The organism is Halomonas garicola, from assembly GCF_031935715.1.
Classification (GTDB): Bacteria; Pseudomonadota; Gammaproteobacteria; order Pseudomonadales; family Halomonadaceae; genus Vreelandella; species Vreelandella garicola.
In genome coordinates this window covers 82244-99119 of record NZ_JASSZF010000001.1, presented here as the reverse complement: position 1 = coordinate 99119, position 16876 = coordinate 82244, and the positions used below count along the sequence as shown (strand labels likewise).

At 66.2% G+C, this 16876-nt stretch carries 17 protein-coding genes and 2 tRNA genes; 15 read left to right on the top strand and 4 right to left on the bottom strand.

What is annotated here, in order from left to right; genetic code table 11:
* The 8 genes from lhpI to nadA all read left to right on the top strand — a co-directional run bounded on the left by lhpI (position 1) and on the right by nadA (position 7001).
* A complete protein-coding gene (gene lhpI, locus RS027_RS00490; protein WP_311952269.1) occupies positions 1 to 942 on the top strand; it encodes a bifunctional Delta(1)-pyrroline-2-carboxylate/Delta(1)-piperideine-2-carboxylate reductase in 942 nt (313 codons plus the stop codon).
* A gap of 42 nt (positions 943 to 984) precedes the next feature.
* The gene (radD, locus tag RS027_RS00485) at positions 985 to 2814 is read left to right on the top strand and encodes a DNA repair helicase RadD (protein WP_311952267.1); all 1830 of its coding nucleotides are present in this window, start codon (positions 985 to 987) and stop codon (positions 2812 to 2814) included.
* 79 nt (positions 2815 to 2893) lie between these two features.
* On the top strand, positions 2894 to 3847 hold the full coding sequence (locus tag RS027_RS00480) for a segregation and condensation protein A (protein WP_311952264.1): 954 nt from the start codon (positions 2894 to 2896) through the stop codon (positions 3845 to 3847).
* Positions 3844 to 4641 carry an SMC-Scp complex subunit ScpB gene (gene scpB, locus RS027_RS00475; RefSeq protein ID WP_311952261.1) on the top strand — a complete coding sequence of 266 codons (798 nt, stop codon included), beginning with the start codon at positions 3844 to 3846 and terminating at the stop codon, positions 4639 to 4641. Before RS027_RS00480 ends, scpB begins: the two co-directional genes overlap by 4 nt.
* Complete coding sequence (gene rluB / locus RS027_RS00470; RefSeq protein ID WP_311952258.1) at positions 4628 to 5518, top strand: 23S rRNA pseudouridine(2605) synthase RluB; 891 nt, start codon at positions 4628 to 4630, stop codon at positions 5516 to 5518. Before scpB ends, rluB begins: the two co-directional genes overlap by 14 nt.
* A 71-nt stretch (positions 5519 to 5589) precedes the next feature.
* Positions 5590 to 5665, top strand: a tRNA-Lys gene (locus RS027_RS00465).
* A gap of 15 nt (positions 5666 to 5680) precedes the next feature.
* Positions 5681 to 5756 (top strand) — tRNA-Lys (locus RS027_RS00460).
* A gap of 216 nt (positions 5757 to 5972) precedes the next feature.
* A complete protein-coding gene (gene nadA, locus RS027_RS00455) occupies positions 5973 to 7001 on the top strand; it encodes a quinolinate synthase NadA (protein WP_311952255.1) in 1029 nt (342 codons plus the stop codon).
* Between the two features lie 122 nt (positions 7002 to 7123).
* Here the strand turns inward: nadA and RS027_RS00450 are convergent, their stop codons facing one another.
* Positions 7124 to 8584, bottom strand: a complete 1461-nt coding sequence (locus tag RS027_RS00450; RefSeq protein WP_311952252.1) for a M48 family metalloprotease — start codon at positions 8582 to 8584, stop codon at positions 7124 to 7126.
* 226 nt (positions 8585 to 8810) lie between these two features.
* Between RS027_RS00450 and RS027_RS00445 the strand changes: the two genes are divergently transcribed.
* Both RS027_RS00445 and RS027_RS00440 read left to right on the top strand, forming a co-directional pair.
* Positions 8811 to 9113, top strand: coding sequence for a sulfurtransferase TusA family protein (locus RS027_RS00445; RefSeq protein WP_311952248.1), 303 nt, complete (start codon positions 8811 to 8813; stop codon positions 9111 to 9113).
* Positions 9110 to 10210: an AI-2E family transporter gene (locus RS027_RS00440; protein WP_311952244.1), complete on the top strand. Its 1101-nt coding sequence runs from the start codon at positions 9110 to 9112 to the stop codon at positions 10208 to 10210. Before RS027_RS00445 ends, RS027_RS00440 begins: the two co-directional genes overlap by 4 nt.
* Before the next feature lie 33 nt (positions 10211 to 10243).
* Here RS027_RS00440 and RS027_RS00435 read toward each other — a convergent pair whose 3' ends face one another.
* A complete protein-coding gene (locus tag RS027_RS00435; RefSeq protein ID WP_311952240.1) occupies positions 10244 to 10720 on the bottom strand; it encodes a peroxiredoxin in 477 nt (158 codons plus the stop codon).
* 270 nt (positions 10721 to 10990) lie between these two features.
* Here RS027_RS00435 and dapA point away from each other — a divergent pair, with 270 nt between their 5' ends.
* The 3 genes from dapA (at position 10991) to purC (ending at position 13707) form a co-directional block, all read left to right on the top strand.
* Positions 10991 to 11878 (top strand): 4-hydroxy-tetrahydrodipicolinate synthase, encoded by an 888-nt coding sequence (gene dapA / locus RS027_RS00430; protein ID WP_311952237.1) that lies wholly within the window; start codon positions 10991 to 10993, stop codon positions 11876 to 11878.
* Positions 11879 to 11938: 60 nt separating this feature from the next.
* Positions 11939 to 12907: a lipoprotein, NlpB gene (locus tag RS027_RS00425; RefSeq protein WP_311952234.1), complete on the top strand. Its 969-nt coding sequence runs from the start codon at positions 11939 to 11941 to the stop codon at positions 12905 to 12907.
* Between the two features lie 68 nt (positions 12908 to 12975).
* Entirely contained in the window at positions 12976 to 13707 is a 732-nt protein-coding gene (gene purC, locus RS027_RS00420; protein ID WP_311952231.1) for a phosphoribosylaminoimidazolesuccinocarboxamide synthase, read from the top strand.
* A 4-nt stretch (positions 13708 to 13711) separates the two neighbouring features.
* Here the strand turns inward: purC and tsaA are convergent, their stop codons facing one another.
* Positions 13712 to 14485: a tRNA (N6-threonylcarbamoyladenosine(37)-N6)-methyltransferase TrmO gene (gene tsaA, locus RS027_RS00415; protein ID WP_311952228.1), complete on the bottom strand. Its 774-nt coding sequence runs from the start codon at positions 14483 to 14485 to the stop codon at positions 13712 to 13714.
* Positions 14486 to 14635: 150 nt separating this feature from the next.
* Between tsaA and RS027_RS00410 the strand changes: the two genes are divergently transcribed.
* Positions 14636 to 15160 carry a GNAT family N-acetyltransferase gene (locus tag RS027_RS00410; protein ID WP_311952537.1) on the top strand — a complete coding sequence of 175 codons (525 nt, stop codon included), beginning with the start codon at positions 14636 to 14638 and terminating at the stop codon, positions 15158 to 15160.
* Positions 15161 to 15186: 26 nt separating this feature from the next.
* Here the strand turns inward: RS027_RS00410 and nadC are convergent, their stop codons facing one another.
* On the bottom strand, positions 15187 to 16041 hold the full coding sequence (gene nadC / locus RS027_RS00405) for a carboxylating nicotinate-nucleotide diphosphorylase (RefSeq protein WP_311952225.1): 855 nt from the start codon (positions 16039 to 16041) through the stop codon (positions 15187 to 15189).
* Between the two features lie 116 nt (positions 16042 to 16157).
* On the opposite strand from nadC, the gene ampD reads away from it, so the two are divergent.
* Positions 16158 to 16760 (top strand): 1,6-anhydro-N-acetylmuramyl-L-alanine amidase AmpD, encoded by a 603-nt coding sequence (gene ampD / locus RS027_RS00400; protein ID WP_311952221.1) that lies wholly within the window; start codon positions 16158 to 16160, stop codon positions 16758 to 16760.
* Positions 16761 to 16876: the final 116 nt, after the last annotated feature.

Below are 16876 nucleotides of genomic sequence, written 5' to 3'. Positions count from 1 at the left end.
GTGCGCGTGATCACGGCGGCCGAGGTGGCCGAGGCGCTTGACTGGGAGGCGCTGATCGAGCGTCTGGCGCACGCCTTTTGCGGCGGCGTCGAGTCGCCGGCGCGCCACCACCACGCCATGCAGCGGCCCGATGGCGAAGCCACCATGCTGCTGATGCCGGCCTGGGAGCCGGACGGCTACATCGGCGTCAAGATGGTCAACGTCTTTCCCCAGAATGCGGACTACGGGCTGCCGGCGATTGCCGGCGTCTATCTGCTCAGCGAGGGCGCGCACGGGCGCCCTCTGGCCTGCATCGACGGCGGCGAGTTGACCCGCCGGCGCACTGCCGCGGCCTCGGCGCTGGCCGCTCGCAAGCTTTCGCGGGAAGACGCCGAAACCCTGCTGGTGGTCGGCACCGGGAGGCTGGCGCCCATGGTCATTGAAGCCCACGCCGCCGTGCGTCCGATACGCCGAGTGCGTATCTGGGGGCGCAGCCCCGCCAAGGCCGAGCGCCTCGCCGCCGAGTACGCCGACCGCTTTGACACCGAAGCGGTGACCGACCTGGAAGATGCCTGTGCCGATGCCGACGTGATCAGCTGCGTGACGCTTGCCACTCGGCCGCTGATTCGCGGCCGGTGGCTTTCTCCGGGGGCGCACCTTGACCTGATCGGCGCGTTTCGTCCCGACATGCGCGAGACCGACGCCGACTGCCTGGCCCGCAGCGAGGTGTTTGTCGACACCTACGCCGGCGCGAAGGGGGAGGCCGGGGATATCCTGCAGGCCGTCGACGAGGGCGGCTTTGCCTTGGGCGACATCCGCGGAGAGCTTGCCGAGCTGCTGCAGGGCAGCAGAAAAGGGCGCAGCGGCCCCGAGGCCATCACCCTGTTCAAGTCGGTGGGCGCCTCGCTTGAAGACCTCGCCGCGGCCGTCGAAGTGTGGGAGAAGCGCAAGGCCACCCCCTAAGCCGGCTGGCGCGGGCCGGCCCGGCAGCGGTATCCTGACCGCATGATTGCTGCCGATCCCGCTTCTTCCGCCGCCGCCACGAATCCGCCCGTCCCCACCCTGCGTCCTTACCAGCGCGAGGCCGTTTCGCGGGTGGTGGCGCACTTTCGCGCCACGAGCGATCCCGCCGTGGTGGTGCTGCCCACCGGCAGCGGCAAGTCGCTGGTGATCGCGGAGCTAGCCCGCCTGGCCCGGGGTCGGGTGCTGGTGCTCGCCCACGTGCGCGAGCTGGTCGAGCAGAACCACGCCAAGTACGAGGCCTACGGCCTGACCGCGGATATCTTCAGCGCCGGGCTCAAGCGCAAGGAGGCCGGGCGCCAGGTAGTGTTCGGCTCGGTGCAGTCGGTGGTGAATAGCCCCGAGCGCTTTGCTGACGGCAATTTCACTCTGCTGGTGATCGACGAGTGCCACCGGGTCTCGCTGGATGAAAATACCGGCTACCGCCGGGTGATCGATCACCTGCGCGAGAAAAACCCGAATTTGAAGATTCTTGGCCTGACCGCCACGCCGTACCGGCTGGGGCAGGGCTTTATCTATCATCGCCACCACCACGGCATGGTGCGCGGCGACGACGACTGCTTTTTTCGCGACTGCGTGTTCGAGCAGCCGCTGCGGCTGATGGTCAAGCAGGGCTATCTCGCCGCCCCCACGCGGCTGGACATGGCTATCGAGCACTACGACTTCGCCGGCCTTGCAACCACCGAGAGCGGCGCCTTCAGCGAAGCGGCGATGAACCGCGTGGTAGCGGGCAGCCGCGCCACCCCGGGCATCGTCGCCGATATCATCGCCCGGGCGGAGACGCGCCGGGGGGTGATGATCTTTGCCGCCACGGTGGAGCACGCCGAGGAGGTGCTGGGCTACCTGCCCGACGGCGAGGCCGCCTTGATTACCGGCGCGACCGAGGCGCGCGAGCGCACCGCGACCATTGCTGCGTTCAAGGCGCGCGAGATCAAGTATCTGGTCAACGTCGCGGTGCTGACCACCGGCTTTGACGCGCCCCACGTGGACGTGATCGCGATTTTGCGCCCCACGGAGTCGGCGAGTCTCTACCAGCAGATCATCGGCCGGGGGCTCAGGCTGTCGCCTGCCAAGACCGACTGTTTGATTCTCGACTATGCCGGCAACCCCTGGGACACCTATGCTCCGGAGGTGGGCGAGCCGCGCCCGGCAAGCGACAGCGAGCCCGTCCAGGTCATCTGCCCCGAGTGCGAGCACGCCAACCTTTTCTGGGGCAAGCGTGACGGCGAGCTGATCATCGAGCACTACGGCCGGCGCTGCCACGGGCTGGTGGAAGAGGAGGAGAGTCAGGATGGCGCGGCGTCGGGCGCCGGTAAACCGCGCCAGTGCTCGTTTCGCTTTCGCTTCAAGACCTGCGACGAATGCGGTGCGGAAAACGACATCGCCGCCCGGCGCTGCCACGGCTGCCAGCGGCTTTTGGTTGACGCCGACGACAAGCTGCGCGACGCGCTCAAGCTGAAAGATGCCCGAGTGCTACGGGTGTCCGGTATGCAGATCGAATCCACGACTAATGGCCGGGGCCTGCCGCGGCTGAAAATTACCTACCACGATGAGGACGGCGCCACGCTTGACGAATGGTTCGCCCTGGAAACCGCCGCCCAGCGCCGGGCCTTTCAGGCGGTGTTCTTGCGCCGTCACCTGCGCGCCCCGGGCATCGGCTGGGTGCCGACCACGCCCGAAGAAGTAGTGGCCGGGCGCGAGCGGCTGCGCCATCCGGACTTCGTCGTTGGCCGTCTGGCCGGGCGATATTTCAAGGTCCGCGAGAAGCTTTTCGACTACGCCGGGCGCTATCGCTGCGCCGCCGACGCCGGCTAGCCGTTCGCCAACGGCACAAGTTTGCTAGACTGAGCCACTGTTTTAGCCCCTGAATGCGCCCTTCAAGAGAGACGCCCGCGTGAGCGAGACGCCCGCCGCCGATCATTCGTCCAGCCCCGACGCCGCCGGGACCGCTAGTGAGCCGGTCTCCGGGGCGCTTGCGCTGCTGTTTGACGAGCCGATAACCCAGCTGCCGGAGGATTTGTACATTCCGCCGGAAGCGCTGCGGGTGTTTCTGGAGGCGTTTGAAGGCCCGCTGGACCTGCTTTTGTATCTGATTCGCCGTCAGAACCTGGATATTTTGAGCGTCAACGTTGCCGCGATCACCCACCAGTACATCGAGTACGTGGAGCTGATGAAGGCGATGCAGATCGAGCTTGCCGGGGAATACCTGCTGATGGCGGCGATGCTTGCCGAGATCAAGTCGCGCACGCTGCTGCCGCGCCCGCCCCGGGAAGACGAGGACGAAGAGGAAGACCCCCGGGCCGAGCTGATCCGCCGGCTCCAGGAATACGAGCGCTTGAAAGAGGCCGCCGAGACTCTGGATACCCTGCCGCGCACCGGGCGCGACTGGTTCAGCGCCCGGGTCGAGGTGCCGGCGCTTGACGCCCGGGTGATTCACCCTGAGGTGGAGCTTGACGAGCTGCTCGGCGCCATGAGCGGCATCCTCAAGCGCGCCGAGCTTAACCAGCAGCACCAGATCAGCCGCGAAGTGCTCTCCACCCGGGAGCGCATGCTGCGCATCATGGAGGCGCTGAGCGCCGAGCGCTACACCCCTTTTGAGTCGCTGTTCACCCTGGAAGAAGGCCGCGCCGGGGTGGTGGTCACCTTCATGGCGATTCTGGAGCTGGCCAAGGAGGCGATGATCGAGATCGTGCAGAACGCGCCGCTGTCGCCCATCCACGTTCGCGCCCGGCTCGCCGAGTCTGGCGATACCCAAGACCATGCGCCGGGGCTTGATGACCCAGGCCTTCACGATTCCTCTCACGACCGCGGCGGCGAGTCCGCCTTTGCCGACGAGGACGCGCCATGAGCGAGGGCATCACCCTTGACGACATCATCGAGGCGGCGCTGTTGGCCGCCGGCGAGCCGCTCCCGGTGGACCGGCTGGAAACGCTGTTTGCCGAGGCCGAGCGCCCGGCCCGGGGCGAGCTGCGCCTGGCGCTCTCCCGGCTGCACGAGCGCCACCAAAGCGGCGCGCTGGAGCTGGTGGAAAGCGCTTCCGGCCATCAGCTGCGCATTCGCCCCAGGCTTTCGCCCTGGGTCTCGCGGCTGTGGGACGAGCGCCCGGCACGCTATTCCCGGGCGCTGCTGGAGACGCTTGCGCTGATTGCCTACCGCCAGCCGGTGACCCGGGGCGACATCGAAGAGGTGCGCGGGGTCAGCGTTTCAAGCTCCATCATGCGCACGCTCGCCGAGCGCGGCTGGATCCGCATTGTCGGCCATCGCGACGTCCCCGGCCGGCCGGGCGTTTATGCCACCACCCGGAGCTTTCTCGACGACTTCGGCCTCAAGACGCTGGATGCGCTGCCGCCCATGCACGAGCTGACCGGCGATACCGACGATGAAGAGGCCGCGGAAGAAGCCGGCGGCGACGAGCCGGCAAAACCCCTTGCCGCCGATGAAAAAACGCGCCACGATGCGCCCCCCGAGACGGCAGCGCCGGAAGAAAGCGATGCCGACCACCACGCCGAGACGGCGTTAACCCGGCCGCTGAGCTTCGCCGATCTGGAGGCCAGGCTGGCGGCCCGCGCCGGGCGCGCGGACGATGACGACGAGCGCCCGGACGAGAACCACGCGAGGTCAGACGACCATGAGTCAGAATAAAACCCCCGACAGCAAGCCGGCTCCCAGCGGCGAAAAGCTGCAGAAAGTGCTGGCCCGGGCCGGTTTCGGCTCCCGCCGGGAAATGGAAACCGCCATTACCGCCGGGCGCGTCAAGGTCAACGGCAAGCTTGCAAGCCTTGGCGACCGCGTAGAGCCGCGCGACAGCGTCGCCTTCGACGAGCGCCCGGTGACGCTGAAAGCCGAGCAGGAAACCCCGCGCCGGGTGATCATGTACAACAAGCCCGAAGGCGAGCTTTGCACCCGCAAGGACCCCGAAGGGCGGCGCACGGTATTCGAGCGCCTGCCCCGTCTGAAGGGCGAGCGCTGGATCGCCATCGGCCGGCTGGACATCAACACCAGCGGGCTTTTGCTGTTTACCACCGACGGCGAGCTGGCCAACCGTTTGATGCACCCCTCGACCCAGGTCGAGCGCGAATACGCCGTGCGGGTGATGGGCGAGGTCAAGCAGGAAAACGTCGTTGCCATGGTCGAAGGCGTGATGCTAGAAGACGGCCCGGCGCGCTTTACCGACGTTCAGGAGTTCGGCGGCGAAGGCATCAACACCTGGTTTCACGTGGTGCTGCTGGAAGGCCGCAACCGCGAGGTGCGCCGCCTCTGGGAGTCCCAGGCGCTCACCGTCAGCCGCTTGAAGCGCGTGCGCTACGGCAATATCTTCCTCGACAAGCGGGCCAAGGCCGGCGAATGGGTGGAGCTCGGTCAGGACGAAGTCGACGATCTCGCCGCCCTTGCCGACCTGCCCGCGCGCAAGGTGCCGGAGTTGACCCCGGAGGAGAAAAACCGCTGGAGCCGGGACAAGAACAAGCGCCGCCCGGTACAGGCCATGCGCAAGCCCAAAACGAAACGCCCGCGCCGATAAGTTTATCGGGAAAAGCGAAAAAACGCTTGCGACCGGCAGGCCAGATCCGTAGTATATGCATCCGTTCGAGGGGGTCGTTAGCTCAGTTGGTAGAGCAGTTGGCTTTTAACCAATTGGTCGCAGGTTCGAATCCTGCACGACCCACCATTCGAGCCCTGTGAAGGGTCGTTAGCTCAGTTGGTAGAGCAGTTGGCTTTTAACCAATTGGTCGCAGGTTCGAATCCTGCACGACCCACCAGATTTAGCGCCCCCGGCAGTCTTCTGCCGGGGGCGTTTTGTTTTTGGGGCGCTTGCCAGGCGCGGGCGTTGCCCGGCAATATGGTCGAGAAACGTACGGGCCGGCCACCGCGAAAGACGCGCAGGCCGCCCGCTAGGGCGCGGCGCATGCAAGGCGCGTGCGCCGCGATCAGTGAACAGCAGGGGGATTCCCTGTTTTATCGCAGTGGTAGACACAATGACGATAATGACTTCCCGGGCAGGCGCCGACACGCTTGCCCCGACGGCCTATTGCCCCACCCGTATTGCCGCCGAGGACGAGGCCCGCGTGGCCGAAATCAAGCGGCTGCTGCAGGACGAAAACGCCGTGCTGGTGGCGCACTACTATACCGACGACGCCATCCAGCAGCTGGCCGAGGAAAGCGGCGGCTGCGTGGCGGACTCGCTGGAGATGGCGCGCTTCGGCGCCCGCCACGAAGCCTCCACCCTGGTGGTGGCCGGCGTGCGCTTTATGGGCGAGACCGCCAAGGTTCTGTCGCCGGAAAAGCGCGTGTTGATGCCCACCCTTGAGGCTACCTGCTCGCTGGACATCGGCTGCCCGCCGGACGAGTTCAGCGCCTTCTGCGACGCCCATCCGGACCGCACCGTGGTGGTGTACGCCAACACCTCGGCGGCAGTGAAGGCGCGTGCGGACTGGGTGGTGACCTCCTCCATCGCGGTGGACGTGATTGAGCACCTCCAGGCCAAAGGCGAGAAGATCCTCTGGGCGCCGGACAAGCACCTCGGCGGCTACCTCCAGAAAAAGACCGGCGCCGACATGCTGCTGTGGGACGGCGCCTGCATCGTCCATGAAGAGTTCAAGGCCAAAGGCGTGGAAGACCTCAAGCGCCTTTACCCGGACGCCGCCGTGCTGGTGCACCCGGAATCGCCGGCGCCGGTAATCGAGCTTGCCGACGTGGCGGGCTCGACCTCGCAGCTGATCAAGGCGGCGAAGGAGCTGCCCAACGACAAGCTGGTGGTCGCCACCGACCGGGGGATTTTCTTCAAGATGCAGCAGGCAGCCCCGGAGAAAACCCTGTTCGAGGCGCCCACGGCGGGCAACGGGGCGACGTGCAAAAGCTGCGCCCACTGCCCGTGGATGGCGATGAACGCGCTGGATAACCTGGCCCAGGCGCTGCGCGAAGGCAGCGGCGAGGTGCACGTGGAGGAGGGCCTGCGCCTGAAGGCGCTGACGCCGCTGGAGCGCATGCTCAACTTCAACGCCTGACTTCTCCACTGAGTCATCACGAGCGTAAGCGAAGTGATCTCATGACGCTGCCGCTGGCAGGAAACCCCGAGATAGCTTCGCTTCGCTCGCTATGACACGACTCTGGGGCAGCCCTGCTGTGGCTATGAAAACTCGTCAAGGGCGTCGCGGTATTCGATAAACGCCTCCCGGCGCGATTCGATGCGCGCTTCAAGCCCTGGGTTGTTGCTGCCCCGGGCAGCGTCTCGGGCCAGGTCGAGCTGGCGGATGCCCTTGTCGATGCGCCCGGTCAGCTGCAGGTATTCGGCCCGGGCCAGGCGGCCTTCGGCCGGATGGCCGCTGCCCCCGGCGGCCTCGGCCAGCAGGGTAAAGCCCGCCGGGTCTTCCGGGTGCTGGGCGGTAACGTCCCGCAGCAGCCGGTAGGCAGCCCGGGGGTCGCGGCCGAGCTGGGCCTCGGCCAGGGTGAGCTGGGCGGGGAGGTACCCGGGCATGAAGCGCAAAAGCCGCTGGCTGCGGGCTATGGCGTCGTCGACCCGGCGCGCGTCCAGGGCGATGCTCGCGGCCGAGGCCGGCAGCAGGCCGAGGTCGGGATGCTGCTCGGCCAGACGGTCCAGCCCGTCCAGCGCGCTCTGCGTCTGGCCTCGATCGGCGTCGATGAGCGCTTCGAGGTAGGTGATGGCGGCGTCGGTAGCGTCGTCCTGGCGCAAGGTGATCAGCGCCTGCTGCGGGGCGTTGGCGTGCAGGTGCATGAGTGCCCGGGCGCGCACCATGTCGTAAAGGGTGTCGTCCCTATGGGTGTCGGCGACCTGCAGCTGGGCGGCCCGGGACTGGGCGTCGCTCAGGCGGCTCTCGCTCACCGGGTGGCTGAGCAGAAACTCCGGCGGCGTGTCGCCCTGAAGCCTGGCCATGCGCTGCATGGCCTTGAACATGCGCACCATGTCGTCGGGCGGATAGCCGGCGTCGGCGAGGGTTTTCATGCCCACGCGGTCGGCTTCCTGCTCAAAGCGCCGGGAATAGCGCAGCTGATCCTGGAGCATCGCGGCCTGGGAGCCCATGGCGGTGGCAAGCCCGGCGCTGCCTGCGCCGCTTGCGGCGAGCACCATGCCGGCGAGCATCGCGGCCATGGTCGGCAGCTGGGTTTGCCCGGCGCGCTCGCTGCCCCGGGCGAAGTGGCGCTGGGCCAGGTGGCCAAGCTCGTGGGCGAGCACCGAGGCAAAGGCGCCCTCGTCCGGGGCAAAGGCGTAGAGCCCGGCGTTGATGCCGATGACGCCGCCGGGTACGGCAAAGGCGTTGAGCGAATCGTTATTCACCATCACGCTGATCGGCACCTGCCCGCTGATGCCGCTGTGGGGCGCCAGGCGCGCGATCAGCCGGTCCAGATAGTAGTGGGCGATGGGGTCCTGCCACTGGGGCGCCTGGGCGCGGAACTGGCGCAGCCAGGCGCGACCCAGACGCGCCTCCTTGCTGCTGGCAGCATGGGGGACGCCGCCGAGCGAGGGCAGGTGGTAGTCGGTGGTGGCGGCGCTGGCCGGCGCGCTCAGGGGCAGGCTGACTGCCAGCGCAACCGCGCAGAGCCGGCATGATGCATGGCGCAGGCGTGACATGGCGTCCTCGCAGATAGTCGGTCGTCAGAGTCGATGATGCCGCAGCGACGGGTCCTAAGGCCACCTCGTATGACAGTGCCTTGGGGGTAAAGTGCCGCGCGCAGCCGCCGCCCAAGCCGCGGCGGGCCGTTTCCGGCTGTTACGCTACCGCTTTATGCGCCAGGGGTTTATGCGATAATAGCGGGCTTGAGACACTGCCGCTTGCCGGCCGCCTGAAGGAGACACCATGGTAAATGATAGCGGATCGAACCGTGACGATTCGACGTCGGTGCGCCCGGACCACGTCGGCGCCCCGGATGCCGTGCTCGATGCCACCGGACTTGCCTGCCCGCTGCCGCTGCTCAAGGCCAAGCAGGCGCTTTACGGTCTGGCGGGCGGCCAGCTTTTGGAGGTGCACGCCACCGACGCCGGCTCCTGGCGCGACATGGCGTCGTTTGCCGAGCATAGCGCCCATGTCCTTGAGGATCGCTGCCAGGTAGGCGAGGTCTACTACTACTGGCTGCGCAAGGCCGAAGGTGGCGATCAATGACGCTGCGCGCCATCCTCAAGGGCTGGATGGATCGCTACTTCTCCGATGAAGAAGCGGTCATTCTGCTGCTGGTGCTCATTGCGGGCTTTGCCGCGGTCATCTGGCTTGGCGGCATGCTGGCGCCGTTTTTCACCGCGCTGGTCATCGCCTTTCTGCTCCAGGGCGCGGTCAATGCCCTGACCCGGCGCCGGGTGCCGCATCTGCTGGCGGTCATGCTGGTGTTTCTGGGGTTTCTGGGCATCGTGCTGGCGCTGGCGCTGATTCTGCTGCCGCTGATCTGGAACCAGCTGGTGGGGCTGGTGCAGGAAACCCCGAGGATGTTTGCCAGCGGCCAGAGCTGGCTTGGCGAGCTGCAGGAGCGCTACCCCAACCTGATCACCCCGGACCAGGTGCAAAACTGGGTGGGCGCTGCCAGCCGCCAGATCAGCCAGCTGGGCCAGCGGGCGCTGTCCTTGTCGCTTGCCTCGCTTGGCAACGTGATGGCGCTGATCATCTATCTGGTGCTGGTGCCCATTCTGGTATTTTTCATGCTCAAGGACCGCGATGCGCTGGTCGGCTTCACGCTGTCGCTGCTGCCGCGCAAGCGTACGCTGCTCTCGCGTATCTGGAAGGAGATGGACGCCCAGATCGCCAACTATATCCGCGGCAAGGTGATCGAGATCATCATCGTGGGCTCGGTGGCGTTTGCCACTTTCGCCTTTCTCGGCGTGCCGTATTCGGCGCTTTTGGGGGTGCTGGTGGGGCTTTCGGTGCTGGTGCCGTACATCGGCGCGGCGCTGGCGACGCTGCCGGTGGCGGCGGTGGCGGGGTTTCATTTCGGCCTGAGCGATCAGCTGGCCTACGTGGTGCTGGCCTACGGCGTCATCCAGGCGCTGGACGGCAACGTGCTGGTGCCGGTGATGTTCTCCGAGGCGGTTAACCTGCACCCGGTATCGATCATCGTCGCGGTGCTGTTTTTTGGCGGTATCTGGGGCTTCTGGGGCGTGTTTTTCGCCATTCCGCTGGCCACCCTGCTCAAGGCGCTGGTGTATGCCTGGCCGCGAGGGCTGCGCCAGCGCGACGAGCGTCTGGCGCACGAAGACACGGGCGCCGAGTAACGCCGGGCAGCCGGGCCCGGCGCTCGGCGAAAGTCAGCCTTTGGCGTGCAGAGTCTGGGCGGCGTCGAGCACCTCGTCGACGTGGCCCGGCACTTTCACCCCGCGCCACTCCTGGGCCAGCTTGCCGCCGGCGTCGATGAGAAAGGTGCTGCGCTCGATGCCCTGATGCTCCTTGCCGTACATCTTCTTGAGCTTGATGACGTCGAAAATCCGGCAGACTTCCTCGTCGGTGTCGGCAATCAGCGCAAAGTTGAAGTCCTCTTTTTCCTTGAAGTTTTCCTGGGCGCGAAGGCCGTCCCGAGAAACGCCGAGAATCACCGTGTTGGCGGCGTCGAACGCCGTCTTGCGGTCGCGGAAGTCACCGCCTTCGGTGGTGCAGCCGGGGGTGCTGGCCTTGGGGTAGAAATAGACCACCACCTGTTTGCCGCGCAGCTCCGACAGGGTCACGGCGGCGTTGCCGGTGGCGGTAGCCGTAAAGTCGGGGACGGGCTTATCGAGTTCAACGCTCATGCAATACTCCTTACTAACAGGGACGGTTATCAACCTAAGGGGACAGCCCGATTACACGCAAGCGGGCGCCAGGTGTCAAAAAAATCCTGCGCGGGAGCGACTCGCGGCGCTTTGCGCTGTACAGGCTTTCATCGCCTGAGTACCATTTGGTGTCTGTGGAACCGTAGGGCGTTATACCAAGGCGCCAGCGCGGCTCCTTGAATCCAATGCGTTCGCGCACGCCCTGTGTCCGGCGGCGCGTTTCACCTTTTTTGCGTGAGGTACAAGCGGATGATCACTGGCAGCATTGTCGCCCTGGCGACGCCGATGAAGGCCAATGGCGATATCGACTGGGAGGCGCTTCGTCGTCTGGTGGACTTCCATCTTGAAAACGGTACCGACGGCATCGTCGCCGCGGGAACGACCGGCGAGCCCACCACGATGTCCTTTGCCGAGCACTTTGACGTGATTCGCACCGTGGTGGAGCAGGTCGACGGGCGCATTCCGGTGATTGCCGGCACCGGCGCCAACGCCACGTCCGAGGCCGTTGAGCTCGCCCGCTACGCAAGCGAAGTGGGCGCGGACTACTGCCTGTCGGTATGCCCCTACTACAACAAGCCTACCCAGGAAGGCCTGTATCAGCATTTCAAGGCGGTGGCCGAGGGCAGCAAGCTGCCGGTCATCCTGTATAACGTCCCCGGGCGCACCTGCTCTGATCTGTACAACGAGACCGTCATGCGCCTGGCCGAGGTGGACAACATCGTCGGTCTGAAAGACGCCACCGGTAATCTCGAGCGCGCCGAAGACCTGGTCGCCCGGCTCAAGGGCAGCGGTTTTATGCTCTACTCCGGCGACGACGGCACCGCCTGCGACTTCATGCTGATGGGCGGCCACGGCGATATTTCGGTCACCGCCAACGTCGCCCCCCGGGCCATGCACGACCTGTGCACCGCGGCGGTTGCCGGCGATGCCGAAACTGCGCACTCGATCAACACCCGGCTGATGCCGCTGCACACCAACCTGGGGATCGAAGCCAACCCCATTCCGGTCAAGTGGGCGCTCAACCGTATGGGCTACGCCGAGGCCGGCGGGCTACGCCTGCCGCTGACGTGGCTGTCGGAAAAGTACCACGCTACCATCAGCGAAGCGCTGCAGATGGCTGAAGTGGTAGAGGACTGAAACAGCGGTCGACCAGGCCCGCAATACCAACGGAATTTGCTCAACGGATAAGGTGGCTGGATGAACGCAGCGCTCAGATGGATACCGCTGGCACTGGCAGGCGCACTGGCGCTTGCCGGCTGTGCCCGGGACGGCTTTTACGACGACCGCAATCTCGACTACGTCGAGTCGGCGCCCGCGCCGCCGCTTACGCTGCCCGAGACCCGGGATCAGAGCCGCTACCAGAGCGCTCTGCCCGTGCCGGCAGATAGCGACTCGTCGGCGGCGCGCCCCGAAGAGCCGGTGGAAGCGCGTGCGCCGCGTCCGCTGACCGCTGCGCGGGGGCTGAAGGAAAACTACGTCACCTCCCGGGAAATCAACGACAGGCGCTGGCTGGTGGTGGCGGACGACGCGGCCAGCGTCTGGCCCCAGCTCGAGCGCTTTGCCCGTACCCGCGCCGGGGGGATCGAGCGCAGCCAGCCGTCCCGAGGGGTGCTGGAAACCCGCGAGGGCACCCTGCGGCTGGGTAACGCCGTTCGCCCCGGGGCCAGCGAAGTGCACTGCGAGCGCGCCGGCCAGTCACGCGCCGACTGCCTGGAGCGCCTGGAGCGCTACCTGGCCAGCCAGTCCGGCGGCGAGGACACCCTGTCGTCGCTCAACGCCCAGCGGGTTGACGAGCAGCGCGCGGTGCAGCTGAGGCGTTCGGGGGATGACGTCAGCGTGCGTATTCCCTATTCCGCAGACCGCGCCTGGGCAGAAATCGCCCACTACCTGGAGCTGGACTTCAACCAGCCCGGCGAGCGCGAGCTGCTGGAAAGCGACGCCGCCGGCCACGCCTTTACCGTGAACTATCAGACCCTGGATAACCGCCGGCGCGGCGTGCTGGCCCAGCTCAACCCCTTCGCCGATGACAGCGCTCGCAAAGTGCGCCTGGCGCTCGACGAGCAGGGCGATCAGAGCCGGCTGCGCGTTGAGGGCACCGATGAGCAAACGCTCAGCGTGGACGCCAAACGCGAGCTGCTCGAGCGCGTGTCCGGCTACTTGCGTTGATGAGCGTCGTGTGTGATCGCATCGAGCCGGGAAAATGACCGCAGGGGAGTCAAGATGAAGGAGCCAAGATGAAAAAGCGCCAGGAGCTTTACGCCGGCAAGGCCAAATCCGTTTACACCACCGACGCGCCGGATCGGCTGGTGCTCGAGTTTCGCGATGACACCAGCGCCTTTGACGGCAAGCGCAAGGAGGCGCTTGAGCGCAAGGGCATGGTCAATAACGTCTTCAACGCCTTCATCATGGAGCGCCTGGAAGACGCCGGCATTCCCACCCATTTTGACAAGCGCCTGTCCGACACCGAAAGCTTGGTCAAGAAGATGGACATGATTCCGGTGGAGTGCGTGGTGCGCAATATCGCCGCCGGGGGGCTGGTCAAGCGCCTCGGCGTCGAAGAAGGGATGGCGCTCGAGCCGCCGACGTTCGAGCTTTTTCTGAAGGACGACGAGCGCGGCGATCCGCTGATCAACGAGTCGCTGGCAGAAACCTTCGGCTGGGCGACGCCCGAACAGCTCGGCGAGATGAAAACGCTGACGTTCAAGGTCAACCAGGTGCTCAGGCAGCTGTTTGCCGAGGGCGAACTGCTGCTGGTGGACTACAAGCTCGAGTTTGGCGTCTACGACGGCCGCATTATCCTCGGCGACGAGTTTTCCCCGGACGGCTGCCGGCTGTGGGACGCCAACACTCGGGAGAAGCTGGACAAGGACCGTTTTCGCCAGGGGCTCGGCGGCGTAATCGAAGCCTACGAAGAGGTCGGCCGCCGCATCGGCGTCGTCTTCCCCGAGGGCCAACGCGCGCCCTGACGCCTCATGCCCGGCCGGGCAGCGGCTCAATGGCCACCACCGCCAGGAGGGTGGCCGTCTTTTCCCCAAGCGCCCGGAACTTCACGTCCACATCGCGCAGGCGCACGCCGTATACCCGCGCTGCGGGCTCTCGCCCGTGCCGGTACGCCGGCCGCGGATCCTGTCGGAGTACCTGTTCAATCAGCGCCTTGAGCGAGGCGCCGTCGTCGCGGCGGTCAAGCGCGGCGCACGCGTCGGGGTAAAACGCCACCTCCACCTCGGGCGGCGGCGCCGGCGCAAAGCCGGCCCGGGCCTCCGGGCGGGCCTCCACCCAGGGAAGGTAGGGCTTAATGTCGACCACCGGCGTCTGGTCCACCAGGTCGCAGCCGCCGAGCGTCAGCCTGACCCCGCCCTGGGTCTCCACCTTTTCCAGCGTGACCAGCGAAAGCCCCAGGCGGTTGGGCCGGTTGGGGCTGCGGCTGGCAAAAACCCCTACCTTCTGATTGCCGCCCAGGCGCGGCGGGCGCACCAGCGGCGTAAAGCCGTTACCGCCCCGCGGCGTCTTGTGGAAGAGAAACGTCAGCCACAGGTGGCTGAACGCGGAAAGGCCGCGTACCGCCAGCGGGTCGTCAAACGGCGGGACAAGCGCAAGCGTGGCTCTTGCCGCCGGGGCCAGGCCGGGCTGGCGGGGGACGCCGAACCTGTCCGGATAGTCGCTTTCAATAATGCCCACCGGGAACGGCGGCTCGCCGGCAAAAGGGGTCGTTGAGGGCAAGGCTGGCTGGCGAGGATGGGGCATGGCTTGGGCGTCTCGCTGCGGGGCGCGCTGACGCCCGGAAATGGGGAGAAAAGATGAAGATCGGCGCAGTATAAGGTACGTTGACCCTTCGTTGGTGAAAGAAGGATTTTTCACATGACGACGTTTTGTGTGAACGACGACGAGGCAGACATGAGCGATAGCGACGCGCCGGCGACGGCAGCTACGCCGCGCATCATTTACCGTGAAGCGCTGGTGCGCGACGGGGCAGACCAGGCCGAAGTGTTTTATCACGCGGTCATGCAGAGCGCGGCCAGCCACTATTCGTTAACCCAGCGCCGGGCCTGGGCCCAGGCGCTGCCCTGGGAAGCCTGCGCCTGGGTCGCCCGCCACCCGCTTTACACCACCCTGGTCGCGGTATGCGACGGGCGCTGCGTGGGCTTTCTGGAGCTGGATATGCCCGAGGCCAGGGTGGAGACCCTTTATGTCTGGCCGTCCCTTGGCGGGCACGGCATCGGCACCACGCTTTTGATCCATGCCGAACGCCTGCTGCTTGAGCAGGGGAGCGAGGCCGTGGAGATCGAGGCGAGTCTCATGCTGGTCGAGCGCCTTGAGCGCCGGGGCTGGGAAAACCTCGGCGAGCAGTGGGTCGAGCGCGGCGGCGAAAAGCTCAAGCGCTACCGGCTGCAAAAGCGCCTCCACGCCGTGGAAACCTGAGCCGGCACCGCCGTAAGGCGACCGAATCAGGACGCGCCTTGCTCCACCAGCCGCATGGACAAGTCGACGGCCTTGATGTCCTTGGTCAGCGCCCCGCTTGAGATACCGTCGACGCCGGTATCGGCAATGGCCTTGAGCGTGGTGTCGTCGACGTTGCCCGACGCTTCAAGCACGGCGCGACCGCCGGTGCGGGCCACGGCCTCGCGCAGCTCGTCAAGGGAGAAGTTGTCGAGCATGACGATGTCGGCCTCGGCGGCCAGCGCCTGGTCAAGCTCGTCGAGATTTTCCACCTCCACTTCAACGTCAAGCTCGCTTGAAAGCCGGCGGGCGTGGCTTACCGCCGCGGCAATGCCGCCGCAGGCGGCGATGTGATTTTCCTTGATCAAAAACGCATCCCACAGCCCGATGCGGTGGTTATGGCCGCCGCCGCAGGTCACGGCGTATTTCTGCGCCAGGCGCAGGTTGGGCAGGGTCTTGCGCGTATCCAGCAGCCGCACGCCGGTGCCTTCGAGCAGGTCGACGTAGCGCCGGGTGGCCGTGGCCGTGGCCGAGAGCGTCTGCAGCACGTTGAGCGCGGCGCGCTCGCCGGTGAGCAGACTGCGCGCCGGGCCCTCAAGGGTCAGAAAGCACTGGCCGGGCGTGAGCCGATCGCCGTCGGCGGCTTGCCAGCTGAGCGCTACGCTACTGGCAAGCCGGCGGTATATTTCGTCCACCCAGGCGACGCCGCAGAGCACGCAGTGCTCCCGGGTGATCACTCGGGCGCTGGCCCACTGCTGTTCGGGAATCAGGTCGGCGGTGATGTCGCCGGGGCCGAGATCCTCGGCCAGCAGGTGAGCGACACCCGAGCGTATATCTTCAGCAAGAGCGGTGTAATAGTGCATGGCAGCGTGCCTTCCCAAACGTTGTCCTTCCCACGCGTCGTGTAAAGCGATGGGTGAAAGCCGGTATTATAGTGGACCGACGCGGTAGTAAAAGAGTTCGGACAAAAGGAGGTCCTGTGTCCCGGGACAATGTATCCACAAGCCGCTGGGCCAGCGCGCGCTGGCGGGCCTCGCCCAACGCCGATGAGCGCCCCGCAGGCGAAGTCTCGCTGATCGTGCTGCACGCCATCAGCCTGCCGCCGGGGGAGTTCGGCGGCGATGCCATCGAGGCGCTGTTTACCAACCGGCTGGACGCGGCTGCCCACCCGTTTTTTGCTCGAATTGCCGGCGTGCGCGTCTCGGCCCACTTTTTGATTCGCCGCGACGGCGAGTGCGTGCAGTTTGTCGAGCCCGAGCGTCGGGCCTGGCACGCCGGCCGCTCGCGCTGGCGCGATCCGCAAAGCGAAGCGCTGCGTCAGGCCTTAAATGACTTTGCCGTGGGTATTGAGCTTGAAGGCGACGACGAAACGCCTTTCACCCGCGCTCAGTACGCCCGGCTTGCCGAGCTGGTTGCCTGGCTCGAGGCGCGCTTTACTGCCCTGGATGCCGCACGCATCACCGGCCATGCGCATGTAGCGCCGCTACGCAAAACCGACCCAGGCCCGGCGTTCGACTGGGCGTATTTTTACCAGCAGCGCCGCCGGCTGAGCGATTCCGGCGGCGATGACGAGCCATATTGAGTAGTTTAGCTACGCATGCGTTGATTTGCGACGTCGAGCATAACGTCTTGAAAAAATCCGGTATTGCCGCGAACGGCGGGGCGCTGCGAAAGTTTTTATCGCGGCGGCGATTGGCA